Source organism: Halobacillus halophilus (assembly GCF_020171985.1).
GTDB classification, from domain to species: domain Bacteria; phylum Bacillota; class Bacilli; order Bacillales; family Halobacillaceae; genus Halobacillus; species Halobacillus halophilus_A.
On sequence record NZ_JAIVAL010000013.1, the window covers coordinates 70,012 to 97,005 of the forward strand.

The following is a 26,994-nucleotide window of genomic DNA, read 5'->3' on the forward strand; positions in this document are numbered from 1 at the left end:
GCCCTACAAGATGTAGGGTCGATCGAAGTTGCCATAGGACGTGGCGAGTTTAGTCGATCCTCCTTTTCAAGGAGCCTCCTCGCTCGTTTCACTCCCTGTGGGGTCTCGCCTAGCTCCTTCCCGCGGGAGTCTCGTCGGTTTCTTCGCGTTAACAACCATTAAACCTCAGGGTAAATGATAGATGATCCTTGTTCATTAGGCGGAGGTTGTAAAAAACAATAAAAAAAGAAAAAACGATGCCCAAATGGACATCGTCATATTATCTTATTAATTATTCAATTGTGGAATCGTACTTATACTTATTCGTAAACAGTTACTTCTACGTCTTTACGTCCGAAGTCCAGAGCGTCGTCCTGGTTAGGGATAAATACGTCAATGCGGTCATTTTGAATAGCGCCGCCGATATCTCCAGCAACAGCTTTACCGTAACCTTCTACGTAAACTTCAGAACCTAGTGGAATAACGTCAGGATCCACTGCGATTACTTTACGATCCGGGTTCGCTCTTAGGTCGATGCCCGTATAAGTTGTACCAGAGCAGCCTTCACAGAATGCTGTGTAAGCAGTTGCTTCCATCGTCATTGTTTTAGCTACTTCTTCACCAGAAGTATCATTTGATTTAGAAGTTTCTTCTTTCACTTCTTCTTCCTCAACTGGTTCACTGTCTGTAGAAGCTGCTTGAGTTCCTTCCACAATTAATTCTTGTCCAGGGTGAATAAGATCAGAAGATAGATCGTTCCAAGATTTCAATGAATCTACTTTCACTGAATAATCCTGACCGATTCCCCATAGAGTGTCTCCAGAATTAACTGTATATAGTTCATCACTTGAAGTTGATTCATTTGAATCATTGCTTTCTTCACTGATTTGAATAGTTTGTCCAGGATGGATCAAGTCGGAAGATAGGCCGTTGATGTCTTTAATGTCTTCAACAGACACCCCATATTCTTGACCGATGCCCCAAAGTGTATCTCCTCTATCAACCACAGTTTCCTGTGCGCTAGCTGTAATTGTTGTAGATGCCATAATCATTAAAATCGCTGCTATTGAAAATAATGTTTTTTTCATAATTAATGCCTCCCTAGTTAACAGTCGAATTATTTTTTTATCTCTGTCTAAAATAACAACTCTAACTTTACCCATCTCAGAGGCAAACAACAATAACAGGATGACAACAATTATATATCAAATATTACACTCTTTTTACAAGGTTGTAATATTTGCAGCTATTTTGGCGAAATTCCCCGTCATAATAGGGTAGAATAACCAAATCTTGTAAGCGTTACCATTATTGTTTATAATAAATAAAACTATTCTGAAAAAAGGCGGGGGTTTCATGTTACAAGAAAAGTCACGTACCCGGTACCACACAAAACCCTATTCTGAAAAAGATATCGGGACTACTCATCTTCACCGTCAGTATCGTACCGATCTACGTCAACTGTCTGAGAAAGACTATAATAAATTTGTAACTTTAAATACAGTGAGAGACTGGTCACAATTATCCTGGAAGGATGTTGGCAAACCTTATGAAGTGGAGGCTTCCGCCAAAGAAAAACAGGAGTGGGAATCAAAAAACAATGAAGTTATGGACCCTCACACTTCCTGGACGTTATTTAACAAGTCCTTCCATGAATGGTTTATTAAAGATGTGCCGAAGGAGATAGGCAATTCGAAACATCATTTCCTAAAAAGTCTCCGTACTTTTAAACCTGCCGAAGTTAAGCAAGCTCTCGGAGAAGTCATTCAACTTCAACTTTGGAATTACATTCATCGCGTCCAAGATGGAATTTGGGACCCCAGGGGTAAACGCGCACTATTTGAAGGACTTCATTTAAACAGGCCTCGCATATTATTTTTAGGAGCCGCTGAAGGTTACGAAGCCATGCAGCTTGGAGCGATGTATCCCGGGGCAGAAATTGTGATGGTGGATTATGACGAATATTGTAAGACAACTAGATTTACAGATTTCCCGGATAGTTATCCATTCCTAGGTGAAAACCCACGCACAGGACATCCTGCGGTCTATTACAAAGATGACTTAAACATAGAATATCTGGTCGAGGACATTCGTAACCTTGATTTTAATAAGGAGTTTGACATCGTTCTTTCTGTTGGTTTGCTGGAACACTTTCCCGATGAATATAAACATGAAGTGGCTGACTGGCATCGACGATTCCTTAAGCCAGGAGGTTATGCTATTATGACTACCCCCCGAAATCAAGTTCGGTCACGCTTATACTACCGTATTATGGCAGATGTAATGAACCATACGTACCGTGAACTTATGACAGTAGAGCAGATGGGATTGTATATGTATGAAAACGGCTTTGATATTTTAAGGCACGGATATATTAAAGTGCATAACGGACTAGTTTGTCAGCCTCGATAGTCCATACCAAACACCAAAAGGGACTATAAACTAGTCCCTTTTGGTGTTTATTCTTCCATCCTATTGCAGTAAATGTGCATCGCTTTCTGTAAAAATTCTGCATATCCAGGCTGCAATTGATTGATATTCTTCGTGAACCTAGGATCACTTACATACATATCCGCAAGACCTCTAAATATCTCCAACTGACAATCATAGAAATACTTCGATATATGCTTACGCTTTTCTCCTATAAGTCTTTGCACGTCTAAGTCATCCGGCCCTTGTTCCATTCGTCCGATAATTTGCCTGTCAATCTCTGCTCCTTCTTCCTGAATGGTTTTCCAATCCTCTTCCGAGTATGCTTTTGTTCTTCTTTTAGATTCCTGATAAGCCTCTGTATCTCCCCAGCGTTCTTTCACTTCTTGCTCATACATTTTTTGCTGTTGCTCAATTTGACTTTTATCAAATGGTTGAAAACGTTCATGGTTCGTCATTTGATTTCCTCCTTTCAATGATTGAAGTGTCTGGTCTACGGATAAAATGATTCGCTCCAACCGTCTGCTTTTTTCTAATAAAATTTTCTTATGGCGACGCAAAGCCTTTTCTTGATCAAAATCAGGATCATCTAAAATTTTTTTGATTTTAGCTAATGAAAAGTCCATCTCTCTGAAAAAAAGAATTTGCTGCAGTCGTGTTATTTCTTTTTCACTATAATAACGATAGCCATTCGATTTCACTTCCGAAGGGCTCAAAAGGCCAATCTCGTGATAGTGATGAAGTGTACGTACACTAATGCCTGCCAGCCTTGCTACCTCCTTAACTTTATACATGGTGATCACCTCAATTCAAAGTCTATGGTATGACGCAGCGTAAGGGTCAATGGTTTACTTATATATTTTCAGAAAAAATGCCCCCCGTCTCCCTTTCATCACCCGGGCACATAACTTTGAGTAAAACTTAAAAAAAGCTATAATAAAGTAAATAAGTAAATGAGGGCGGGGGGAGCATGCATATCCACGAAGTTATTCAACCAGCTAAATTAAATAGCATTCATATTCACCATACGTCCCCGGTTTATCAGGTTTATTATGATTATTTGAAAGAAAGAAACAGTATAGAAGCAGCAGAATTCACCAGGGTTTTCTGTCAACGCTCCAGACCTTCCAAGTTAGAAGATCAATTAGCATTAGCAGAGTTCCTGTATATGAATGATTTTTTCGAGGAGCTTGAAGCTCATCTGAAGGAAAATTATATGCATGAAGACATTGCAAAGCTCTATCGCATAATTCTGGATCGAAAAAAACAGCCTTTAAGTACGAACGATATAAAGTCCATTGAGGAGTTTGGTTTCGAACATCCTTCTCTTAAGTGCCTTCATCTGTTCCTTCTTGTTTATGCACATTATGATATAAAGAAATATGCAGGAATGGATAAGTTCACTGAGGAAATTCAAACCGCTTTATTTACGATCAATGAACCACTGTTTCACTACTACATGAAACTCCGTTTTGATGAACTCACGTTCCAGCATCATTGGAAAGCCAATCATTTAGTCCTGGCAAGGAAGTTTGCCTATAAGTATATAAATGCCGGCCTTGCTCCTAGAAAACAAATCATGATGCACCACAACCTTGCGTTATGCTATAGTTTTGAAAATTACGATGCGGCTATGGATTATGCCAAAAAGACGATAAACATCGCCGAAACTAATGGTTATTCTTATGCATCTCAGGTGACCCTGGAGCAAACTATTCCATTTATAGCTGCGTTTCATCAGAAGTCGGAACAAATTAAATCCAATGACCCTACCGAAAAGGCTCATTTACTACTTTCACGCGGTCAACGAGAGGAAGCTATTGATATCCTTTCCACATTACCCTCTTTAACTCCTTTCCAACAAACGTACCTGGGTTTAGCGGAGAGGAATTTACAGCTTTTGCGTAAAGCGAAAAACAGATTTATTAATGAATACAACGATCTTTTCTTTGCCCAGTTACCAGATTATTATATGAAGCGGGTACTTAAAGTCGTATAGAAGCTGAATACAGACAGCTTCTTTTTTATGGAATAGAAAAATATAGACTATTTTTCCTTTAAAGGGATTTATTAGAATAGTGTAGAATAAATGAAGTTACAATAAATTTGCAAAAGAGGTTGGATAATATGAATATGTATTGTCAAAGTGCCTTTCACCAATTAGAAGTAGTTATTGCGTCTATCTCTGAAATAGCTGGACAGTTAACCGAAGAAGAACTCGCTTTACGGCCGACTGAAGAGAAATATTCAATCGGAGAGCTATTGGAACACCTTTCGATCATTCCGGCAGCTGATGGCAAAATTGCTGAGAGTGCATCTGAAGAAGAAATGAACGCCCTCTACCAATCCTATTCTTTACAATCAAAAGAAGAGATTCTTGAAAGGTTATTCGACCATTTTTCTCAACTAAAAACACAATATGAGAATTATACGGAGGAAGACCTTCATACAGAAACCGTTTCATGGTGGGGAGTAACTTACACCCGGTATGAATGGCTTCTGCAAATCGTTGCACATATGTATCATCATCGAGGGCAGCTTCACGCCATGCTCGTCCACTCCTATCGTAAAGATCCCGAAATTCTATTATTTGAATAAAATTAGATAAAACACCACCTCAGGTCATCCATATTCTGGATGACCTGAGGTGGTGTTTTTTAGGACAAATAAGTGATCGGAATCTTTTCTTCTACGGCTGTTCCGTTTTTATTGTAAACGTAGTAGGCTTGTGCACTTCTTCTGGAACTAATGGCTTTATGTATTTTTGCTTCCACGACATGAAGTGCTGCTCCATCATCCAAAGCGTAACCCGGTATTATTTCTTCATTTGTAATAAACTTTGTATAAGCCTTACGACGGTTGACTTCTCCGTCATAATGAGGACAGCAGCTACCTTCAATAATCCCGAGACAATCAATCGGCCTTAGTTTGTCGCCATAAGAGTTAGTTACCCCTTGTTGAAACCAGCAGATAGCCCCTGCACTCAAACCCGCCAGCACAGTCCCCTGTTTCCAGGCTTCTATGATGATTTTCTCTAGTCCCCACTCTTTCCAGAGCGCCAGCATATTTTTGGTTGAACCCCCGCCAACGTAAAGAATATCTTTATCTAATACGAATTCCCTTAGGTTCTGCGGAGGATTAAATAATGACAAATGGCTTGGATTACAATCCTCTTTCTCAAAAAAACGATAAAACTTTTCAATATACTCATTTCCATCTCCACTTGCTGTTGGGATAAAACAAATGGAAGGCTTATCTGCATCTGACTGTCTTAGTATGTATTGGTCAAGTCCAGGATTATCATCTTCCATAGAAAATCCTCCTCCACCCATAGCAATGATTTGCCTCATTACCCAACCTCCTTCACCTTTTTATACACTTCAGGCCACCCAAATTATGGATGACCTGAGGGATTGATATAATCATTTTCTTGGTTTTGGTTTACCTAATGATGTCTGAATATCTTCTTTGTAAGCGTAAGAGAACAATAGCGAAACAAGAATTCCGCCGCCAATCAAGTTACCTATACTGGCTGGTATAAGATTGAAGAAGATGTATTCATACCATTCATATTTATCAGAATATAATATTCCCATACTAAAGTACCCCATGTTGGCGGCACTGTGCTGGAAGTTACCTGCTACGAATAAAATAACCGGAAGCATGGTTCCCAGAAATTTACCTGTAATATCACGTGCTGCTGTAGTTAGAAAAGCTGCCATTCCAATCAGCCAGTTGGCTATAATACCTGAAACTAAGATTTCAAACCAACCTTTAATTCCATGATCCATAAACTTCATCTTCTTATCTAAATACATGGAAAGTTCGGTGTAAAATGGGTCTGATAATGAGGCAGAGAGTTGTATAAGACCTGCCACCATAACTGCACCAAGTATATTTCCAATATAAGTAGATGCCCAGAACTTATAGATATTGGCTTTCATTAAGCCTGCTTTATTAAAAAGATAAGAGGGAAGAAGTACATTAATTTCTGTAAATAGTACGGAACCTGAAATAAAAACCATCGCATAACCGGCAGCGAATCCCAAACCGGAAAGCAGATGATATACCCCTTGAGTCTCTACTCCTATAGCAAGCAAAATTGAAAATATTGCACCAAATGTCATAAACGATCCTGCTGTAAGCGCAAGTAAGAATTGGGCTCTAAATGGTTTATTTAAATGATCCCGCCCTTTTTCCCCAAACTCATCTACAATTTGAGATGGAATATAAAATTGTCGGCCGGGTCGATCAATTTTGCCATTGGAAGAAGTGTCTGTTTCTTTAGTTTCGTGTTCTTCTTCTAGTCTATTGTCATTATTAGCCACATGCATCCCTCCAATGATTCTGCTATTCCCATTATCCCCTCGCAATAATCCTACTCAGAATAACTTTTATCGGAGTGGTACACATTAAGGGTAAATCCTAATATTGCAAAGGAGCATGGATATGCCGAGAGATCAAGTTTGTCTTGCTTGTGGCGGAGAAGGTTTGCTCATGGATGATGAAGAGTGGAAGTACACTTGTAAAATCTGTGGAGGCAGCGGTTTTATGTCTCAGGAGGGGTCCGTTTATAATAGAGAGCCCGCCAACGTTGATGAAATGAATCGATACCTTGATTAACTGAAAAAGCGCTGGTAAATCCAGCGTTTTTTTCATAAGGACAGCCCTATCACATATCGATCCTTTTCTATATAGTCAATTAGAAATCATAGCCTCAAAAGTATCTGCGACGGTCGTTCACCTTAAAAGCTGGAATATTTTATCCTTGAAAAGCCTCATAAAATAAAGAGAGAGCAGGATTGTTAGTCCCACTCCCTTCGCCCCCTACTTAATAGCTCTCCATACTGGTTTCCTCATTTGTAGGTTTCTTTGATTTTCTAACCAGTGCGACAATACCCGCTATTAAGTAAGCCACACCTGCAAATATACCAAGTCCTACTGTTCCAAATGTCATAATAATTGCTGTAACAATTAAAATAATGCCTGCCGCCTTTGGCTTTTTATCTCCTTTAAGAAACACAATGGATAAGATCCCCAAAGCAATTGCCACTAGCGCTGCTATCATGATGACCATCGTAAAGGTACCCATAGCATCAAGCATCTGATTTACATTAATCGTTCCACTGCTCTGCATTTCCTGAGAGGAATTCATAACATTCTCCAGTTCCTGCCTGAACTGAGGGTTATCTTTATTACTTAAGAAAATCCCGCTCAACAGTATAGGCAGACCATACAATACAATTCCAATAACAGTAAGCACAATTTCAGCTGTTCGTTTCATCCTTATCTCTCCTTTATTTATTTAATTGCTCGCCACATCTCTTTTCGTAAAGAAGACCCAGGCAAGTATAACGAAAATTATATAGTACACGAATAACACAGCAATAGAAAACCCTGCTGTTTGCTCGTTGAACATAGGATTTCCTTCTAAATACATCGTTAAATCCGTATTGGCAAATAAGATATATTTTGCCCATTCTCTTTCCATTAGAAAAAGCACAATGGAGTTACCAGCCATCATTAAGAAGATCGCCACCCCTATAGCCAATGAGCTATTTCTAAAGACAGCGGAGATCATGAAAGCGAAAGTTGCCATCAATAACAAGTTGACCGAACTTAGTAAATACATGGAAACGGTGTGCTGAAAAATGGACGCTTCCTGAATCTCTCCTGCCTGTCGAAATAAATAAGTCTGTGAGATACTGTCAATCCCGAAGAGTGCAGCCCCAACGATAAAGGACAAAGCATATAAACAAAGAAGCATTGTTCCAGCAAACAAAAGCACAGATACATATTTGGACAACAAGATTTTAGTTCTGGAAATAGGTCTAATTAGTAAGAGTTTTATAGTTCCCCACTTAAACTCATTTGCTATCATCCCGGCAGCAACGATAATGGTAAACAAACTGATAATAGATATTAAACTTCGGTTGGTTTGCAAAAAGTCCCAAACATCATATCCGGATGGCTTAATATCATTTTGAATGCGGTACTCATTCATTTCAATATCTGTGTAAGATGGATACTGAATTTGTTCCCTTTCCTCACCAGGATCCGGTGGTCCTTGCTGCTCCTCTTTCAACTGCGTATTCTGTTCCTGCAACTCCTGTTTCCAGTTTTCCCCTGTAGGTCCCTCCCCACTAATCATCGTATTATCAACTTTCATAAGTACACCGAATCCGATAACCAATACCCCAAGTATAATAAGCATAATCCAAGTTGCAATTTGAGAGTAAAGCTTCATTTGTTCATTTCGCACTAATTGTATAAAGTTATTCAATGGAATTCTCCCCTATCAAGTCCAGGAATTTGTCTTCTAATGTCGAACGATTGACATTCACACTGTAAATATCTATCCCTTCGTTAACCAGTCCGCTTATAATTCCTGGTATTTGTTCACGTGTACTGTTGAAAGTTACTGTGTTACTATCCAGCTGGACAGGCGAGTCCACCTTTTGCTTCAAAAATTCCTGGGCACGGTCAATAGGTGAGGCTTCTACCGAAACCTCCTTAGTATCTGTTTGTTGCAAAGCGTCTTCCACAGACTGTATGGAAATTAATTCTCCATTTTTGATAATTCCAATCCGGTCGCACATCATTTCCATCTCTGAGAGGATATGACTTGAAACAATAACTGCTACCCCTTCTTCAGCAGCCAAACGCCGAATATACGCTCTTACCTCTCGAATCCCTGCAGGATCCAGGCCATTAGTAGGTTCATCTAAAATAAGAATAGTCGGCTTATGTAAAAGTGCCTGTGCAATTCCGAGACGCTGCCTCATTCCTAATGAGTATTTCCCTACTTTGTCCTTGATTCTGTTTTCCAGCCCCACCAGGCGAATGACTTCCTGTATTCGTTCTTCTGTAATTCCTGGAATCATTCGGGAATAGTGCAATAAGTTTTTTCGACCACTCATGAAAGGATACATTTCCGGGTTTTCTACAATTCCGCCGACATGGCGGATAGCTTTCTTAAAATCCTTATTAACGCTGTTTCCCTGTATCAATACGTCTCCGTTTGTCATATCCATTAACCCGACCATCATTCGAATCGTGGTTGTTTTACCTGCTCCGTTAGGACCTAGAAATCCAAATACTTCTCCACTGTAAATTTCAAAATCAAGCCCTTTAATAATCTGTTTGTTTTTTATCGTTTTACTGACATTTTTCAACTGCATAACAGATTGAGACAAATAAACCCCTCCTTTATTATTCTCACTTTTCTACTACGTAAAAAAGAGACAGGTTGTTTCACATTTTTTTAATTTATTACATTATTTCGTGAATATTTCCCGGGAAATTTCGAGGATTACTGCATGCAGCTCCCCTTTTTTCTACTTCTTGCTACATTCCCATTTATATAACTTATACAGTGGGATAGTTGTTCATTCCTCCTACTCTACTTCTCTTTCCTCCTTAACAATGGATGGAGTTTCTTATTTTTGATAAACTAGAAATTAACGGAGTATGGAGGGAGAATCTAAATGAAGATTGTATCAATTGAACCAACGCCCAGCCCAAACTCAATGAAAATCAATCTGAATGAGCATTTACCTGATGGTGAAACTCATAACTATAAGAAAGGGGACGTCTTGGACAGCGCCCCGGATTTTATAAAAAGATTATTTGAGGTTGAGGGGGTAAAAGGACTTTATCACGTGACTGACTTTATTGCCCTGGAGCGAAATGCAAAAATCTCTTGGGAGCAGATACTTCCAGAAGTAAGAAAAACCCTTGGCTCATCTTCTGAAATTGAGGGAATCAATGAAAGTGAACCCTTAGAGACTTCCGAGGATTCATTTGGAGAAGTTAAAGTGTTTATTCAAATTTTTCGTGGCATTCCCATGCAAGTAAAGCTTGAAGAAGGCGAAACCGAGAAGCGTGTAGGTCTTCCGGAAAGATTTATGGAGGCCGCAATGAAAGCATCTCCTGCTTCTCCGAATATGATTATGGAACGCAAGTGGGTAGAACAGAGCCCGCGCTTCGGGGATACTTCAGAGATTGGGGAGCAAGTTAAGGAAGAAATCTCGGCAAGTTACGATCAAGAAAGACTTGATTCACTGGTTAAACAAGCGTTTGATCAAGAAGCGGACTATGTAGAAACGACAGAGAAGAAGTCGAGGATTACACTTGAAACATTGGATCATGACGATTGGAAAGTACGTTATGCGGCACTTGATCGTATGAACCCTACCGCTGAGGACTATGCCATATTAGATAAAGCTTTAGACGATAGTAAGGCCTCCATTCGAAGGTTAGCTGCTGCCTACCTTGGTATGATAGAAGAATTGGAGACTCTGCCCTTCCTTTATAAAGCATTGAATGATAAATCCGTCACCGTGAGGCGGACAGCGGGGGACTGTATTTCAGATTTAGGGTTTAAAGAAGCTATGCCGCGAATGATTGATTCCCTGGCTGATCCTAATAAAATTGTTCGCTGGCGTGCTGCTATGTTCTTATATGAACTGGGAGATGAGTCTGCTCTTCCTGCTTTAAGAAAAGCTGCAGATGACCCTGAATTTGAAGTCAAAATGCAAATAAATATGGCGATCGAACGAATTGAAGGCGGCGAAGACGCAAAAGGGTCTGTTTGGCACCAAATGACACAGGCCACTAAACAAAAACCAAACTAGGAGGATTATTTATGAATCCATATGAAGCTTATATGAAAGAGATTTCCCAGCCAATGAGAGATGAATTAACTAATGCCGGCTTCACCGAATTGACAACTCCCGAAGAAGTGGATGAATTCATTGCATCCACAAAAGGGACATCGCTCGTTGTCATTAATTCCGTATGTGGCTGTGCCGCAGGTCTTGCCCGTCCAGCCGCAAGAGAGTCTCTTACTAATGATCCTAAACCTGATCATTTAGTAACCGTATTTGCAGGTCAGGATCGCGAAGCAACCTCACGAATGAGAGAATATTTAGAAGGCTATGAGCCTTCATCTCCATCTATGGCTCTACTTAAAGATGGACAAGTCCTTCATTTCATCCCTCGGGAAGAAATTGAAGATTATGAAGTAGAAGAGATTGTAGAGAACTTAACATCTTCCTATAATCAATACTGCTAATACACAAGGCGGCCCTTAGAAAGGCCGCCTTTTTTTATGTGGATGTTACCGCAGGGTTGCTTGAAGCCGAATTACTATTCTCCCCTTTAATGAACTTCATAACAATTAGGATTAATAACACTCCGATTATCCCTGCACTAATATAACTGATATTTAATAACTCTTTCATGACCAGTGACATTACTGGCGGACCAGCAGCCACGCCTATAAATCTTGACGAACTATAAAAAGAGGTGATGGTTCCTCGCTCTTCTTTTTCAATTCCTTCCGTGATAAGGGCATCTAATGTTGGAAGCATAGCTCCTATAGCAATCCCTAGAACACTTGTGACAAGCAGAAGAAGTATCAGCTGTTTATTTACATAACCTACAAAAATCACACTCGCTGAAATACCGGCCAAAGAAAGAAGAATGACTCTTTTCATCGTCTTTGTCTCTCCTTTTATTTTCTTTCCTGTTATAAAAGAAGCGATGCAAAGAAAAAATAACGGGATTGCTAGAACAAACCCTTTTTTTACGCCGTTAATATCATGAACTTTTTCCAAAATATCAGATAAAAAGAAAAGAACACCAAACAAGATAAGCATAGCGTAGATCCCTAATAAAAATACAGGATACAGCCATTTTCCTTCCTGTTTAAAGATTTTCTTTGTGTTTTTCAGAAATTCCTTTAATTTTGCCGGTTCTTCTTTTTCACCTTTAGGAACTTTAATGAAAAAGAATACTAACAGAATGGATATTAGACTAAAGAAGGATATAGAAAAAAACGGTAAAAACCATAAGAAAGCAGCAAATGCTGCTCCAAGAATTGGACTTAGTACTTTACCAAAAGTATTGGACGTCTCAATCAAGCCTAAACAGGAACTGGTTTTTTCATCATCATCTTTATACAAATCTCCTACAAGAGGCAGAATAATCGGTGTAGCTCCTGCCGCCCCCATCCCCTGAAGAACTCGTCCGATAATGATCCAAATAAATGGATCATTCACCTTCCATGAAGCGAAACCTGCTATTACTCCTCCTATAAAAGCTAAAATCAGACTGGGTAATATCACAATTTTCCTTCCAAATCGATCCGATAAGTAACCAGCGACAGGTATAAGAAAGATAGCGGCTAAAGAATAGCTGGTAATGATCGTACTGGATTGAAAAGAAGATATCCCCACCTTTTTTTCAAATATCGGAAGAACAGGTATTAACATTGAATTTCCAAGCGTCATTACTAGTGGAATGGATGCCATACTGATGAGACACCATCGACTGACTTTGTTCTCCATAAATACACCTCATTTAAATTCATACTTATAGGATATCCAAACCAAAAGTAAATATTTGCTCTAATGAATTTACTATATTTGTAAATTACCAAGGTGATGTTTTATTAAAATTTACCATTTTTTCACATTTCCTTTAAGCACCATTTACTTCCATCCGTTACCTTTTACTTGTAACATATTTTGAAAGGGGATGATCCTTTTGATTAAAAAATGGATGTTAGCCTTAGGTTTAGTTTCTGTGCTTACGTTGGCCGCTTGTGGCGGAGAAGGTGAAGATGGCGAAGATACAGAAGAACAGTCAGAAATGGAAGATGGATCCGGTTCTGAAGAAAGCGATTCCGAAATGGAAAGTGATTCTGAGTCTGACTCTGAAGAATAATCACTATCATGAAAATCAAAAAAAGGAATACCCGCTTTTGGGTATTCCTTTTTTCAACTTTAATCGGATCTTTTAAAAACTTAAAATTATTTAATATTCCACCGAGTTTTTTGCCGTTCTTCTTTATTAAAACTTGGTTCGAGCTGAGAACCACAATTGGGGCAGATAACTGCTTGAGAAGGTATTGGTGTGCAACAATAGGGACATTCTTTTTTCGTCATGGCATGCAACGGATGCTGATGAGGTTTTTTCCATCGATTAATCTGCCTGACTACAAGAAATACGGCAAATAATATGATAATGAAACGTACTGCTGCGGTAAGAAACAGCCCATAATTGATGGTTACAGCCCCAGCTTCTTTAGCCGCAGACAGAGTTGGATAGAACCCTCCGCTCAAATTAAAAAACATTTCTTCAAAATTCACTTTTGCATATAATAACCCTACGGGAGGGAGCAGAATGTCCGTAACGAGCGAATCAATAAAACCACTGAATGCGGCTCCTAATACCATCCCTACACCCATGTCCACCGCGCTTCCTCTAACTGTAAACTGGCGAAATTCATGGAATAGCCCCATCTTGTCCTCTCCCTTCGGAATTATCCTATGAGATATAAGGACAAACTATGAACTATAAAAAAATCCTGGGCAGGCGCCCAGGGTTGATTTATAAGATAGCTTGTTGACAAACATTCGGTACAGATCCCAGCAGGTCATAAGTAAGGCAGACCGGCCGGTTCGTTCTTGGGTCTTTGACAACTTCAGCATCGATTTGGAACACGTCTTCCAGTACTTTTGGCTGAATGACTTCTTCAGGTGTTCCTTCCTTAATGATTCGCCCTTCCTTTAAAGCTACAATATAGTCGGCAAAGCGTGCAGCATGGTTTAAATCATGGATGACCATTACAATAGTGCGCCCCTCTTCGCGATTCAATTGTTCTAATAACTTAAGAACTTCCAGTTGGTGAGCTAAGTCTAAGTAAGTCGTAGGCTCATCCAAAATGAGCAGTTCTGTCTCCTGAGCCAATGCCATAGCGATCCATACACGCTGGCGCTGTCCACCTGAAAGGGCATCAATTGGCCGATCCGCAAATTCCTCGATGCCAGTAATGGAAAGAGCCCACTGAATCATTTCTCTATCATGATCGTTTAATTTGCCAAAGGCTTTTTGATGAGGGAACCTGCCGTAAGAAACTAACTCAGAAACAGTCAATCCGCTTGGTGCTTTCGGAGTTTGAGGAAGTACGCCCATTTTTTTGGCAATATTTTTGGTGGATTCCTTTTTAATGGCTTTGCCATCTAAATAAACGCTGCCTGAATTTACAGCGTGGATCCTGGCTAAAGCTTTCAGTATTGTGGATTTCCCACACCCATTAGGACCTATAATGGTCGTTATTTGATTTTCAGGAATATCCAAATCCAAATCTTCCACTACATTATAGTCACCATAAGCGATTCCGACTTTTTCAGTCATCAGCTTTGCCATGCAAAATCCTCCCTCAAATCTATAAACAAACTTTATATATAATAAATGCTAATAGTGAAAATCATTATCACTACCGATTATAAAGATTTTATAAAAAACAAGCAAGTTAATTAAAAGTAGTTCTAATGGACCATTCTCCTTTTATAAGCTTGGATTATAATAAGATCATTCTTTTACATAAGGAGATATCCATGAAAACCCGTATGATACACATGAGTCCTCCCCAAACGCTAATCAGCGTATTTATCCTGTTTATTACTTTGGGCACATTTCTGCTTAAACTGCCGTCCGCTACATCTAATGGAATAACTTTCATTGATGCTCTGTTTACAGCGACCTCGGCCATGACGGTTACCGGGCTAGTCGTAATAGATACTGGTACAGCCTTCACCTTGTTCGGGCAGATTATCATTTTAGTCTTGATCCAGGTGGGTGGTTTGGGCATCATGACCTTTGCGGTACTAATTTACATGGTACTTGGTAAAAAGATTGGAATTAAAGAGCGGCTGTTAATTCAGCAGGCTTTAAATCAAACCTCCCTCGGCGGTGTAATCCGCCTGGTTCGAAAATTATTTATTTTTTCAATTACCATTGAAACAATGGCTGTCGTTTTTTTGTCGTTAAGGTGGGTTCCGGAAATGGGGATGGCTAAAGGCATATATGCAAGTATTTTTCATTCCATTTCAGCATTTAACAATGCCGGTTTTTCTATTTGGTCCGACAGCCTTTCTGCTTACGCAGTGGACCCGCTAGTAAATATTGTTATTACATTGCTTTTTATTATCGGTGGTATCGGTTTTACGGTTGTTTTTGATTTGTGGAGAAGCAAAGAATTTTATCATTTATCACTCCATACTAAAATAATGCTCGTCGGGACCTTATTCATAAATGTAGTGAGTTTGTTCATGATTTTTGTTCTGGAATATAATAATCCTGACACCATCGCAGACTTCTCTGCAATCGGTAAATTTCAGGCTGCTTATTTTCAGGCAGTAACACCAAGAACAGCAGGATTTAATTCAATTGATATTAGTCAGATGGAAGACTCCTCCCTCTTTTACATGCTGATGCTTATGTTTATCGGTGGAGGGAGTACCTCAACCGCTGGAGGTATTAAACTATCTACTGCGCTCATTATAGTCCTTGCTTCTATCACTTTTTTCAGGCAAAAAGAACATGTGAACCTATACCGCAGAAGTTTCCACTTCCATCTAATCATGCGTGCTCTCGCTCTTACAGTTGGGAGTGTAGGAATAGTGTTTTTAGGGACTTTTATCTTAAATCTATCCGAAGATGCCCCTTTTTTGATGATATTGTTCGAAACGATATCTGCTTTCGGCACTGTTGGTTTGTCTATGGGACTGACGGGGCATTTGACTCTGATTGGAAAATTAACACTTATTTTCATCATGCTTATCGGAAAGTTAGGTCCACTGACTTTTGCTTTTGCTTTTGCCCGTTACAAACCTGACCCAATCAAATATCCAAACGAAGACGTATTAACTGGTTAACCTGTAAGCCCGCTTTTTATTTATAAAAAGCGGGCTTTTTGATTTGGCTGGAAAGAACAGCATATTCGTTTACTATTCCTTTAAGACATTCAGCGATTCCAAGTATATCTTCTCTTGTATGATCATGGCTAAAAGAAATACGGATAAAAGATTTTGCCTCATCTTCATTCAATCCTACAGACGTAAGAATAGAAGGAGATCCTTCACTCCCAACTTGACAGGCACTTCCTGTAGAAAAAGCATAACCGCGGCGATTAGCTTCAAGCATTACCCACTGCCCTTCAAGACCGTTCATGCATAACCCAATAATCGGAACCGAATTCACGGACTCGCTTACTATTTTGATCTGAAATTTTATATCATTCAAAGCATTTAAGAACTCATGCTTTAAAGCTTTAATTTTAGACTGACGTTTCTCCAGTTCTCGAATGGATTTTGCAGCAGCCGTGGTAAAAGCTGCGATCCCAGGGGTGTTTACAGTCCCAGCTCGAACGCCGGATTCATGCGTTCCATTTGGCAGCAAAGGCTGGAAAGAAACAGCCGGACTTATGTACAAAGCCCCCGTTCCTTTAGGACCATACACTTTGTGACTGGAGAGTGAAAAGCTGTCCAGGCAAGGTATAATTGAATTTAACTCCACTTTTCCGAATGATTGGACACAGTCGCTATGTAACCATGCACCCCACTTATCACAAACCTCTCGAATTCTTCTAATAGGCTGAATTGTTCCAATGTCACTATTTACATGCTGAATACTTACAAGTACGGTATCTTCGCGCATTAACTTTTCTAATTCGTTTACGTCAACGATTCCTTCCTTCGTTAATGGAACCCAGCTAACTTCATATCCATCTGCTGCCAATTTTTCTGCTGAATTTCTTACAGATGAATGTTCGGCAGCAGACGTAATCAGATGATTTCCTTTACCTGCTTTCATTAGACCTTCCATAGCAAGCAGATTACTTTCTGTACCTCCACTCGTAAAATACATTCCTTCTTTATGAACTCCGAGAAGATTCGCAAGTGTTTTGCGGCAATGAGATAGCAGTACTTCTGCTTTTGTGCCTGGGTCGTGCAGACTGCGAGTGTTCCCATAGAATTCACGTGAAGCTTTAACATAAGCCTCAAGTGCCTCTTCATCGATCGGACAGGTAGCTGCATAGTCAAAATAGGTAGACATTCTTTTTATCCTCCTTTTTCCGTAAACCACTTGTCATAAGTTTAATTCTGTGTAAATATAAGTGTCAATACACCTGTAAATAAACAGGAGGAAAGTTATGAAAAAAGCAGACGTTATTATTGTTGGGAGCGGCTTGGCCTCCTTACAGTTAGCCAGACACTTAAGTAAGGATTTAAATGTGATTGTTCTCACAAAGTCTTTTGTGAAACATAGTAATTCTACTTATGCTCAAGGAGGTATTGCAGCAGCCATCGGGACGAGCGATACTCCTTATCTACACTACTTAGATACACTCGAAGCCGGATGCCACTTGAATCATCCAAATGCTGTCATGCAATTAGTACAAGAAGCTCCCGCTCTCATTGAGGAACTCATAAAGGATGGATGTCAATTTGATACAGATGAAGCGGGGGCTCTTCTTCTTGGAAAAGAAGGATCGCACAACCAACGGCGTATCGTACACGGAGGTGGAGACCAAACCGGAAAGCGGATTGTAGAAGGGCTGATACAACACTTATCTTCTAATATATCTATCTATGAAAATCAATTTGTTTATGAGCTGCTTCTAGATGATCTGGGGCGATGTTATGGAGTGAAAAGTAAAGATCAGGAGAACTGCATGCATACATTTACAGCTCCTTATGTGGTTCTTTCAACGGGAGGGTGTGGGCAGATCTATTCATTCACCTCTAACACCGACACGATTACCGGAGATGGCATGGCACTAGCTTATATAGCCGGTGCTGAACTTGCAGACATGGAGTTCATACAATTTCACCCGACCCTTTTATACTCAAATGAAGAAACGAAAGGGCTTGTTTCAGAGGCCGTGAGAGGAGAAGGAGCTGTATTAATTAATAAAACAGGTGAAAGAATTATGGAGAATGTCCACCCTCTTAAAGACTTAGCTCCAAGACATATAGTAGCGCAGAACATTTATAATTACTTACGAAAAGGACAGAGCGTTTATTTAGACATCAGATCCATAAGAGATTTTCAGATGAAATTCCCTACAGTAAGCGCTCTTTGCGAAGATCACGGTATTGATTTAAGTAAAGGCCTAATTCCTGTAGCCCCAGGAGCTCACTTCGTAATGGGAGGGGTCCAGACAGATCCCGTTGGACAAACCACGGTCGATGGACTTTATGCTCTCGGAGAAACAGCCTGTACCGGTGTTCACGGTGCAAACCGACTCGCCAGTAATTCTTTGCTTGAAGCCCTCACTTTTGGAAAACGATTGGCCCGGCACATTAACTCTAATCCTGGGAAGCACATACCTATTCACAAAAACAAGAAAAACACGACGTTCCTCTTCCCCGAATTGCCCGAAAAAGAATTAATCCAACGTCTCATGATGGAACGGGTCGGGATTGTCCGTTCAGCTCAAAAATTGAATGAGCAAATGGAATGGCTGGAATCATTCCAACTTGAGAAATTTCATGAATTCGGGCTTGACTTGCTCACTGTCGAACAAATCAATCGTTTCTTTATGATGCAGACCGCCTGGCTTGTAACTGCTTCAGCCATAGAACGGGAAGAAAGCCGTGGAGGTCACTATCGCTGTGATTTTCCTAATGAAAGAAGCAGCTGGCAAGGGAAACAGATTCTCCAACAAAGATTATTAGAAAGAAGGGCATTCAATGAACAGATTAAAAGTTAGACGACTTCTGGAGAATTTTTTTTTAGAAGATATAGGAGATCGAGATGTAACTAGTGACTTCCTCTTCCCTCAAGATGTAATCGGTGAGCTTCACTTTATAAGCAAGCAAGCCGGGGTTTTTTGCGGCACGGAAATTATTCAAGAGGGTTACCAGCTGCTTGACCCTTCCATAACAGTGCAGGTTCACATTCAGGATGGCACAGCCATTTCTTCAGGTGAATCAATTGCAGCTATCAAAGGGCCCATTGTGAATCTACTAAAAGGTGAACGGGTGATCCTTAATTTAATCCAACGAATGAGCGGAATTGCTACGCTTACATCCAAAGCCCTCAAAATCCTTAATGATAAAGAAACGAAAATTTGTGATACAAGAAAGACCACACCCGGTCTAAGAATATTTGAAAAATACGCGGTTCAAATCGGAGGGGGCGTAAATCATAGATTTGGACTGTACGACGCCGTCATGTTGAAAGATAATCATATAGCTTTTGCCGGTTCCATTTCAAACGCCGTTGAAACGCTCAGAGACAAGTTAGGTCACATGGTTAAAATTGAAGTGGAAACAGAAAATGAAGCTCAAGTTAAGGAAGCAGTCCTGGCTGGAGCCGACTGCATTATGTTTGATAACCGGACTCCAGAAGAAATCAACACCTTAATTCAGCTCGTCCCTTCTGATATTACGACAGAAGCTTCGGGAGGAATTAACCTGAATAATCTTGCTGATTACCGCAAAGCGGGAGTTGATTATATATCTCTTGGAGCGCTTACCCATTCAGCCCCTTCTCTCGACATAAGCGCAAATGTTTCGATTAAACAAAGGAGGCCAAACTATGAATCTATTTGAAACGTTGGAGCATTCCAGCCCCACCTTACCTGAGCGTTATAAAAATAGGAGCAAGAAGGAATTAGAAACGATCATTTGGAATGTCAAAAATACAATGGGCGCAAGCCTTTTTTTACCCGGTCACCATTATCAGAAAGATGAAGTCATCCAGTTCGCTGATGTACGGGGGGATTCTCTGAAATTAGCTCAGCTCTCAGCAACTCAGCACGAAGCAGAAGCCATTGTTTTTTGCGGAGTACATTTCATGGCAGAAACCGCCGATATTTTAACCAGGGAAGACCAGCACGTGTACCTCCCTGATATGAGAGCGGGTTGTTCGATGGCTGATATGGCAAACCTCACACAGACTGAAAAAGCGTGGAAGAAGCTAAAGACTAAGTTTAACGACACTATACTTCCCCTTACTTATGTCAATTCCACTGCTGCTATTAAAGCATTTGTAGGGAAGCACGGGGGAGCAACAGTCACTTCCTCCAATGCTGCAGGCATGATCGAATGGGCCCTATCCCAGAAAGAGCGTATTATGTTTTTACCGGATCAGCATCTGGGTCGGAATACCGCTTACGATCTCGGCATTCCCCTCGAACAAATGGCCGTGTGGGATCCTATACGAGAAGAGTTGGTTCACGAAGTACCTTTCGAAGAAGTGAAAGTAATTTTATGGAAAGGGCACTGTTCGGTTCATGAAAACTTTACCGTTTCAAATGTTAAGCAGGTACGGAAAGACTATCCAGATATGAACATCATTGTGCATCCCGAATGCAGCCGTGAAGTAGTAGCTTTATCCGATTATGCTGGATCGACGAACTACATTATCAGCCAGATTGAAAACGCCGCTCCTGGCAGTGCATGGGCAATAGGTACGGAAATGAATTTAGTGAACCGGATCATTCGTGAACATCCGGAGCAGCATATCATTTCTTTAAATCCACGGATGTGTCCTTGTCTTACAATGAATCGAATTGATCTTCCTCACCTCGCCTGGTCATTGGAATCCCTAGCCGAAGGAAAACCTCAAAACCTAATTAAAGTAGATCATGATATTGCGGCGGATGCTAGAAAAGCCCTGGAACGTATGCTGGCAAGGGCCTGATTTCCAAAAGAATTTTACAAGAATGAAGAAGATGAATGGTTTCTTGATTACTAAAAAAAGGCGCCTCTAAACAGAGACGCGCCTTTTTTTATGTATGAAATAATTAATTTTTAGTATAAAGCAAAATAGCAATAATCATGAGCGCCATGCCAGCTATTCTTTGCCCATCCAGCGGAATCTGCTTCATACCGAGCCAGCCGAAGTGATCGATAAGTGAGCTTGCAATAAGCTGAGCAGAGATGAGCGTAAAAATAGCAGCCCCTACTCCAATTCTGGGTACGGCTAAAACCATCGTCGAAACAAAGAAAGCTCCCAGCACCCCTCCTAGCAGCTGCCATTTAGGCACTTGAAATACGTTCATTAAATTTCCTTTTCCGAAAAAAAGCATGACTAAAAACAAGACGACTGTTCCTACTAAGAAAGATGTAAATGCTCCTTCAAATACACCTATCTTCTGTCCGAGTCCCCCGTTTACTGATGACTGGACGGCAACTCCAATTCCACCTATGAAAACCAGTAACATTAATAACCACTGCATAGCTTGCTTCTCCCTCCATTCTCTAACAGGATATAAGCTCAATTATTTCAAACTCTATCCAGGAGCTCAACTTATTGAATTCATATAAAAATTTTCCGTTTTAACTGAGTCTTACAGAAAAGCTCCCGTTTCTTATCGAACCCAGTTTCAAGAATTGGCGTGATAAGTTTAAGGAACGTGTCCAATATTCGGGGGTCAGTTCACGAGTGAAACGAGCGAGGAAGCTCACCGTTCCCCCATAGGAAAGTGTTCAAATGTGGCATCACCCCGCAAGACACGACCAGCATAAGCCGAGCATCAAAAGGACGGTGGTCTTTCCGTCCGTTGATGAACGGCTTATGTCTCGAGTGTCTGGGTGATAGAACAAGACGAGTTATTTCCCCACCAGCCCTTCTTCACATACCGTAACGGACCCGAATTATCTCGAAACTGAGTCTTCAACAAAACGGCCCGTTAGTTCAATATCATCTTGCTTTAAATCCAATAATAGCTTTTTATGATCAATAGTAATTGAAACCCTTCTCTTATGTAATCGTACCTATTATTAAGGATGTAATAGAAGGGAGACAAATACTCAAATGATTATTGTTTATATGCTCTTGTTCTTTCTGGTTTTTGCTCTTATTTTCGTTATCGGTAATTTTATAACGGTTAATTATAAAATTACCGATAGTGAGCTTAAGCTTAGTAGAGTATTCGGCTGGGATACGACTCTTCTCCCGATCCAAGAAATCAATTCGATTTATGATGTCGATTGGGGGCATATTCCAAAAGGAGCTATTCAAATCGGTACGCCAGGTAGAACTTATAGTGGATTGGTATTTAAAATGAAGACAGGCAGAAAATACCTTGTTCACATTAGAAACTGTGGCAAATTAGTCGGAAAATTAAAGACTGAAAATCCAACCATTGAAATAGATATTTCCAGAGAGTTTTGGAATTAGCTGCTATTCTTCTTGATCCTATCAAGAAAGCCTGTGCAATTTGCCCAGGCTTTCTTAGTTTATGAACCTACATATGTTTTTTTCTGTTCGAACTCAAATACAGCTTCTTCAAATACGGCCAAGCCTTGATCAATCTGCTCTCTGGTAACGATTAGCGGAGGAATCATGCGAATAACCTCCTGGTGCTTCCCGCATAAGTAGAACAGCACACCTTTTTCAAGGGAAGAGTCTAATATATTCATCATCCCAGCTCCGTCTGGATTCCCAGTTTCAGGGTGGATAATTTCTATTCCAATCATCAGTCCTACCCCCCGGACCTCGCCGATGACTTCATGCCTTTCTCTTATTTCTTTTAACCTTCGTAAGGCATATGCTCCGAGTTCTCTTGAATTATCGATTAGATGTTCCTCTTCCATTACATCCAGGGTAGCAAGTGCTGCTGAACAGGCAATGGGGTTTCCGCCGAACGTGGTACCATGCGTCCCCATCGGCCATTTACTCATCAATTCTTTAGAAGCAACCGTAGCACTTAGAGGCATGCCTGAAGCGATTCCTTTAGCGATTGCCATAATATCTGGGGTAACTTCAAATGTTTGAGCCGCAAACCACTCCCCTGTTCGTCCGAAACCTGTCTGGACTTCGTCAAAGATTAAAAGAATACCATGTCGGTCGCAAATTTCACGAACCTTTTGCAGCCAGGCTTTAGGAGGAATAATGTATCCGCCTTCTCCAAGTACTGGCTCCACAATCATGCAGGCAACCTCTTCCGGTGTTACCTGATGATCAAATAAGAGCTCTACCTCTTTTTCGAGTTTTTCCGCACAGTATTCCCCTGCATCTTGTCCATCTGGACACCCTGAGCTGTCAGCATAAGGCAGTTGATAAGTCAGTCCATTAGGCTGCAAGAATTTCCGATATTTACTTTTAGAGGTGCTGACTCCGAGCGCACCCAGCGACCTGCCATGAAAACAGCCAGTAAAGGAAATCGTATAAGGGCGTTGAGTCGCATATTTAGCTAGTTTCAACGCTCCCTCTATGGCTTCAGTACCGCTGTTTGCAAAAAAGAAACAATCCAGATTTCCAGGTAATTTATCTTTTAATCGATCGGCCACTCTGAGAATAGAGTCATACATAATTACTCCGGAAGGTCCATGCATTAAGTTATCTGCACTATCCTTAATGGCCTGAACGACTTTCGGATGACGGTGGCCGGTATTAGCTACAGCAATACCCGAGGTGAAATCCAAATATTTCTTACCATCTGTTCCGTAATAGTAACATCCCTCCTCCTTTTCAACCGGCAGATTAGGATGATCTTTTGCCATACTCGGGGCTAGTAAATCAGACATGCTTCCATATAGACTTTCAAATGATGAATTCATCTACTTTTCCTCCTAAAAAATAAAGTGGGCAATCAATACGATAATTGGGAGAGTAATAACTGTGCGCTGAAGGAAAATAACAGCAAGTTCCCCCACTGAAATTGGTATCTTAGATTTAACCAGCAGTATTCCAATCTCAGACATGTAAATGAGCTGGGTTAATGAAATCGCGGCTATGACGAAACGTGTTAATTCACTTTCTATACCCGCTCCAATAACCGCAGGAAGGAACATATCGGCAAATCCAACGAGCATGGCCGGAGCTGCCTGAGCAGCTTCAGGTATTTGCATCCACTGTAGTACAGGTACAATTGGCAAGGAGAGGTAGTTAAAGAACGGTGTAAATTCAGCTATAATTAAAGCCACGGTTCCAAGTGCCATCACCAATGGAATTAATGCAAAATATATATCGAGAACCGTTTGTACTCCTTGCCTGGCTACATATTTAACGCCCTTGACTTCTGAAGCTTTGCTAAGGGCTTTATTTAACCCCCATTGAAAATTGGACATTCCTTCAGGTGTATCTTCTGAGATTCTCATCCCTGTACCCTCATAATAAGTATCAGCTTTCTTTGATAATGGCGGGATTCTCGGACAAATGAAAGCAGCAACCAGCCCGGCTATCACTACCGTTAAATAGAAAGGCACGAAGAACTCTTCTAAACCTATAAAGCTGATCACCACTAAACTAAATGCAATCGAGTTAATTGAAAAGTTCGTGGCAATAGTGGCTGCTTCACGCTTTGTATAATAGCCTTCTTCATATTGTTTGGTTGTAATTAAGACACCTACAGTTCCCGCTCCCATCCAGGAAGCTAAAGCATCAATAGAAGACCGGCCCGGGAGCTTAAATACTGGTCTCATGACTTTACGAAGCAGGGTTCCAATAAAATCCATTAATCCAAATTCCATTAATAAAGGCATCAAAATACCTGCAAAAAGAAACCACGCGGCAAGAACTGGCACAAGAGAATAAAGCATAGTGCCACCGGTAACGTCCGAAATGATAAACTCAGGTCCAACAGAAAAAAGAGTCATCAGGGCAAATAAAGCTCCAATTATTCGAGTGAACATCCAAAACGTATTCACATAGAATAGTTGTTTTATGAAAGGTTTATCCAAGATGAATTTAGGTTTCACAGTCTTCGCTACTACTGGAAGGATAGCCGAAATAACTAGAATTCCTGTCATTAAACTAGGGAGAATCGGCTCCAGCCCTGCCTGTACAGATTCTGCCATAACGCCAACGCCAATCGTAATTTTTCCGCCGTAAGGAATAGGGAATAAAAATAATAACACGCCTAATAAAGAAGGAACTATAAACCAAAAATAACTTCGACTTGAGTGCCGCTTCCCGTTACCTTTTTGTTCATTCCATTCCTCCGATTGAAAACTTTCTTTTTGCTTAACCTCCATCGCTTCCACTCCTTAATTATTTGAATAAGGCTAGACCACTTAACTAAGAACAATCTCTAAGACGGTTTACATCGTACCACTAAGAAAACGGTGAATATTGTCGCCCCCTAATCTCTAAAGTCTTTTATAGATTATTGTTTCCTTGTTAAAAATACCTTGCTGATGAAATAAGCTTCTACTTCTTTTTTCGTAACAATACCTTCGACTGTCCCGGCCCCTTATTAAAAGATCTTTTTTAAGATAAATCATCAAAGATCTCTCTAACATAAATAAAAAGGCAAAAGACTATAGTCTCTTACCTTTTTAACATGCAAGTATCGTGCCAATTTGTTATTTAATTCTGTATTTTTTGAGTTTTCTAACTACTGTAGGCTGACTGACGCCTAGAGCTTCTGCTATTTTAGTCGTTGTTTGAAATTTTTGTTTCGCTTGTTCCAGTCTTTCTTTTTCTACTTTTTCTATTGTCACCGCCAAAGGTTCTTCAAAATTATTCATTTCTGAATAAGAGGAAATGATTTGCTGATAGGATTCAGGGAGATCGGAAGCAAGAATAATAGTATCCGGCGCAGTAACAACTAATCTTTCCACCAGATTCATAAGTTCTCTTACATTCCCTTTCCATTCCAATTTGTTCAAGTCATGCAGCACACCCCGGTCTAACACTTTTTTTCTTTTGTAACGGGTCGTAAAGTGATCAAGAAAGGATTGTAGAAGCGGGGTAATATCTTCTTTTCTCTCCCTTAAAGGAGGAATGGTTAAAGGAACTACATTCAGCCGGAAATAAAGGTCTTCTCTAAACAGCTTTTGCTCTACAGATTCTTTTAAATGCTTATTTGTAGCACTAATCAGACGGAAGTCGGAATGAATTTCTTTTCGACCGCCTACTTTGTAGAACCTTTTTTTCTGAATTAATTTTAATACCTTTACTTGATTTGCAAGCGACAACTCTCCTATCTCATCCAGAAACAAGGTGCCGTCGGAAGCCAGTTCAGCAAACCCCTTCTTTCCACCTTTAGTAGCCCCCGTAAAGGAACCGCCTTCATAACCGAACAGTTCTGCTTCAAATAATGAATCGGGAATCGCCCCGCAGTTCACTTCAATAAAAGGGCCGCTTGAACGCTCGCTTTTTTCATGCATCATTTTAGCCAGCTCTGTCTTGCCCACCCCTGACTCCCCTAAGAGAAGAACATTCACGTCTACACCCGCAACCTGACTGGCTGTAGCAAGAATTTTGCGCATTTGCTCACTTTTAGCGATAAACTCTCCCTCATTTTGCTGCTTTAACCGAGTAAGCTCATCTCTCACACGCTCCATCTCAACCGTCATCTCTTCCATTCCGGCCTTGATTTCCATTAACTCCGTTACGTCATGCGAGTAACTGACTATACGTACAAGCTCACCTTTGTTATTAAAGACGGGCAAAGCTGTAACCAGCAATTTCTTACCACCCTTAAGGGTTTGAACAAAAGTCACTCTCTCTTGTGATTCCACCACTTTTGGCGTAGCAAGAGGAGTAAAGAGTCCTTCTTTTTCCAGATCATACACGGACCTGCCCATCAGATCATCTGCATTAATATCATATACTGCTCCTGTACCTTCGCTTACTTTCACAATGGTCCCGTCCGTTTTTGTGACGAGAATATCTTCCTGGAGCGAATGAAAAATCGTTTTATATTCATCCCACTCTGTCATATCACCACATCACCTTCATTATTCAAATTTGAATACACACATTTAAAAATTCGCACTAACCCTAGTAAACTAAGCTGCACCGTTATTCATAAGTGAATAATAGTTATTC

General features: G+C 40.4%; 27 protein-coding genes. 12 read left to right on the forward strand and 15 right to left on the reverse strand.

Going from position 1 to position 26,994, the window contains the following annotated elements; genetic code table 11:
• Positions 1-299 precede the first annotated feature (299 nt).
• Positions 300-1,067, reverse strand: a complete 768-nt coding sequence (locus LCM11_RS17130) for a LysM peptidoglycan-binding and 3D domain-containing protein (protein WP_224895511.1) — start codon at positions 1,065-1,067, stop codon at positions 300-302.
• A gap of 268 nt (positions 1,068-1,335) precedes the next feature.
• Between LCM11_RS17130 and LCM11_RS17135 the strand changes: the two genes are divergently transcribed.
• A complete protein-coding gene (locus LCM11_RS17135; protein WP_224895512.1) occupies positions 1,336-2,391 on the forward strand; it encodes a class I SAM-dependent methyltransferase in 1,056 nt (351 codons plus the stop codon).
• 47 nt (positions 2,392-2,438) lie between these two features.
• On the opposite strand, the gene LCM11_RS17140 is transcribed toward LCM11_RS17135, so the two are convergent.
• On the reverse strand, positions 2,439-3,203 hold the full coding sequence (locus tag LCM11_RS17140) for a MerR family transcriptional regulator (protein ID WP_224895513.1): 765 nt from the start codon (positions 3,201-3,203) through the stop codon (positions 2,439-2,441).
• A gap of 176 nt (positions 3,204-3,379) precedes the next feature.
• On the opposite strand from LCM11_RS17140, the gene LCM11_RS17145 reads away from it, so the two are divergent.
• The gene (locus LCM11_RS17145) at positions 3,380-4,408 is read left to right on the forward strand and encodes an AimR family lysis-lysogeny pheromone receptor (RefSeq protein ID WP_224895514.1); all 1,029 of its coding nucleotides are present in this window, start codon (positions 3,380-3,382) and stop codon (positions 4,406-4,408) included.
• Between the two features lie 128 nt (positions 4,409-4,536).
• On the forward strand, positions 4,537-5,007 hold the full coding sequence (locus LCM11_RS17150; RefSeq protein WP_224895515.1) for a DinB family protein: 471 nt from the start codon (positions 4,537-4,539) through the stop codon (positions 5,005-5,007).
• 59 nt (positions 5,008-5,066) lie between these two features.
• Here the strand turns inward: LCM11_RS17150 and LCM11_RS17155 are convergent, their stop codons facing one another.
• Positions 5,067-5,759 (reverse strand): peptidase E, encoded by a 693-nt coding sequence (locus tag LCM11_RS17155; RefSeq protein WP_224895516.1) that lies wholly within the window; start codon positions 5,757-5,759, stop codon positions 5,067-5,069.
• Positions 5,760-5,831: 72 nt separating this feature from the next.
• Positions 5,832-6,737 (reverse strand): formate/nitrite transporter family protein, encoded by a 906-nt coding sequence (locus LCM11_RS17160; protein WP_224895517.1) that lies wholly within the window; start codon positions 6,735-6,737, stop codon positions 5,832-5,834.
• Positions 6,738-6,858: 121 nt separating this feature from the next.
• Between LCM11_RS17160 and LCM11_RS17165 the strand changes: the two genes are divergently transcribed.
• The gene (locus LCM11_RS17165) at positions 6,859-7,032 is read left to right on the forward strand and encodes a hypothetical protein (protein WP_223254247.1); all 174 of its coding nucleotides are present in this window, start codon (positions 6,859-6,861) and stop codon (positions 7,030-7,032) included.
• A 208-nt stretch (positions 7,033-7,240) separates the two neighbouring features.
• Here the strand turns inward: LCM11_RS17165 and LCM11_RS17170 are convergent, their stop codons facing one another.
• The 3 genes from LCM11_RS17170 to LCM11_RS17180 are packed head-to-tail and all read right to left on the reverse strand — an operon-like array spanning position 7,241 to position 9,605.
• Positions 7,241-7,693 (reverse strand): DUF4064 domain-containing protein, encoded by a 453-nt coding sequence (locus LCM11_RS17170; RefSeq protein WP_224895518.1) that lies wholly within the window; start codon positions 7,691-7,693, stop codon positions 7,241-7,243.
• Positions 7,694-7,714: 21 nt separating this feature from the next.
• A complete protein-coding gene (locus LCM11_RS17175; RefSeq protein ID WP_224895519.1) occupies positions 7,715-8,692 on the reverse strand; it encodes an ABC transporter permease in 978 nt (325 codons plus the stop codon).
• Entirely contained in the window at positions 8,685-9,605 is a 921-nt protein-coding gene (locus LCM11_RS17180) for an ABC transporter ATP-binding protein (protein WP_224895520.1), read from the reverse strand. Before LCM11_RS17180 ends, LCM11_RS17175 begins: the two co-directional genes overlap by 8 nt.
• 291 nt (positions 9,606-9,896) lie before the next feature.
• Between LCM11_RS17180 and LCM11_RS17185 the strand changes: the two genes are divergently transcribed.
• Positions 9,897-11,045: a conserved virulence factor C family protein gene (locus LCM11_RS17185; protein ID WP_224895521.1), complete on the forward strand. Its 1,149-nt coding sequence runs from the start codon at positions 9,897-9,899 to the stop codon at positions 11,043-11,045.
• An 11-nt stretch (positions 11,046-11,056) separates the two neighbouring features.
• Positions 11,057-11,485 (forward strand): BrxA/BrxB family bacilliredoxin, encoded by a 429-nt coding sequence (locus LCM11_RS17190; protein WP_224895522.1) that lies wholly within the window; start codon positions 11,057-11,059, stop codon positions 11,483-11,485.
• A 34-nt stretch (positions 11,486-11,519) separates the two neighbouring features.
• Here the strand turns inward: LCM11_RS17190 and LCM11_RS17195 are convergent, their stop codons facing one another.
• Positions 11,520-12,761 carry an MFS transporter gene (locus LCM11_RS17195; protein WP_224895523.1) on the reverse strand — a complete coding sequence of 414 codons (1,242 nt, stop codon included), beginning with the start codon at positions 12,759-12,761 and terminating at the stop codon, positions 11,520-11,522.
• Between the two features lie 199 nt (positions 12,762-12,960).
• Here LCM11_RS17195 and LCM11_RS17200 point away from each other — a divergent pair, with 199 nt between their 5' ends.
• Positions 12,961-13,140: a hypothetical protein gene (locus LCM11_RS17200; RefSeq protein WP_224895524.1), complete on the forward strand. Its 180-nt coding sequence runs from the start codon at positions 12,961-12,963 to the stop codon at positions 13,138-13,140.
• Between the two features lie 86 nt (positions 13,141-13,226).
• Here LCM11_RS17200 and mscL read toward each other — a convergent pair whose 3' ends face one another.
• Both mscL and LCM11_RS17210 read right to left on the reverse strand, forming a co-directional pair.
• The gene (gene mscL / locus LCM11_RS17205; RefSeq protein WP_224895525.1) at positions 13,227-13,718 is read right to left on the reverse strand and encodes a large conductance mechanosensitive channel protein MscL; all 492 of its coding nucleotides are present in this window, start codon (positions 13,716-13,718) and stop codon (positions 13,227-13,229) included.
• Between the two features lie 88 nt (positions 13,719-13,806).
• Positions 13,807-14,625 carry an ABC transporter ATP-binding protein gene (locus tag LCM11_RS17210; protein ID WP_224895526.1) on the reverse strand — a complete coding sequence of 273 codons (819 nt, stop codon included), beginning with the start codon at positions 14,623-14,625 and terminating at the stop codon, positions 13,807-13,809.
• A gap of 191 nt (positions 14,626-14,816) precedes the next feature.
• Here LCM11_RS17210 and LCM11_RS17215 point away from each other — a divergent pair, with 191 nt between their 5' ends.
• A complete protein-coding gene (locus LCM11_RS17215) occupies positions 14,817-16,136 on the forward strand; it encodes a TrkH family potassium uptake protein (protein WP_224895527.1) in 1,320 nt (439 codons plus the stop codon).
• 16 nt (positions 16,137-16,152) lie between these two features.
• Here the strand turns inward: LCM11_RS17215 and LCM11_RS17220 are convergent, their stop codons facing one another.
• The gene (locus LCM11_RS17220; RefSeq protein ID WP_224895528.1) at positions 16,153-17,316 is read right to left on the reverse strand and encodes an IscS subfamily cysteine desulfurase; all 1,164 of its coding nucleotides are present in this window, start codon (positions 17,314-17,316) and stop codon (positions 16,153-16,155) included.
• Positions 17,317-17,413: 97 nt separating this feature from the next.
• On the opposite strand from LCM11_RS17220, the gene nadB reads away from it, so the two are divergent.
• Genes nadB through nadA form a run of 3 tightly spaced genes read left to right on the forward strand, consistent with a single transcriptional unit; the run spans position 17,414 to position 20,913 of the window.
• Positions 17,414-18,976 (forward strand): L-aspartate oxidase, encoded by a 1,563-nt coding sequence (gene nadB, locus LCM11_RS17225; protein ID WP_224895529.1) that lies wholly within the window; start codon positions 17,414-17,416, stop codon positions 18,974-18,976.
• On the forward strand, positions 18,957-19,820 hold the full coding sequence (nadC, locus tag LCM11_RS17230; protein WP_224895530.1) for a carboxylating nicotinate-nucleotide diphosphorylase: 864 nt from the start codon (positions 18,957-18,959) through the stop codon (positions 19,818-19,820). Before nadB ends, nadC begins: the two co-directional genes overlap by 20 nt.
• Entirely contained in the window at positions 19,807-20,913 is a 1,107-nt protein-coding gene (nadA, locus tag LCM11_RS17235; RefSeq protein ID WP_224895531.1) for a quinolinate synthase NadA, read from the forward strand. Before nadC ends, nadA begins: the two co-directional genes overlap by 14 nt.
• Positions 20,914-21,016: 103 nt before the next feature.
• On the opposite strand, the gene LCM11_RS17240 is transcribed toward nadA, so the two are convergent.
• On the reverse strand, positions 21,017-21,451 hold the full coding sequence (locus tag LCM11_RS17240) for a DMT family transporter (RefSeq protein ID WP_224895532.1): 435 nt from the start codon (positions 21,449-21,451) through the stop codon (positions 21,017-21,019).
• Positions 21,452-22,029: 578 nt separating this feature from the next.
• On the opposite strand from LCM11_RS17240, the gene LCM11_RS17245 reads away from it, so the two are divergent.
• On the forward strand, positions 22,030-22,395 hold the full coding sequence (locus tag LCM11_RS17245; RefSeq protein ID WP_224895533.1) for a hypothetical protein: 366 nt from the start codon (positions 22,030-22,032) through the stop codon (positions 22,393-22,395).
• 59 nt (positions 22,396-22,454) lie between these two features.
• Here the strand turns inward: LCM11_RS17245 and LCM11_RS17250 are convergent, their stop codons facing one another.
• From LCM11_RS17250 to LCM11_RS17260, 3 genes are all read right to left on the reverse strand, one after another.
• Positions 22,455-23,777, reverse strand: coding sequence for an aspartate aminotransferase family protein (locus tag LCM11_RS17250; RefSeq protein WP_224895534.1), 1,323 nt, complete (start codon positions 23,775-23,777; stop codon positions 22,455-22,457).
• 12 nt (positions 23,778-23,789) lie between these two features.
• Positions 23,790-25,193, reverse strand: coding sequence for a YjiH family protein (locus tag LCM11_RS17255; protein WP_224895535.1), 1,404 nt, complete (start codon positions 25,191-25,193; stop codon positions 23,790-23,792).
• 330 nt (positions 25,194-25,523) lie between these two features.
• Positions 25,524-26,885, reverse strand: coding sequence for a sigma-54 interaction domain-containing protein (locus LCM11_RS17260; RefSeq protein ID WP_224895536.1), 1,362 nt, complete (start codon positions 26,883-26,885; stop codon positions 25,524-25,526).
• Positions 26,886-26,994: the final 109 nt, after the last annotated feature.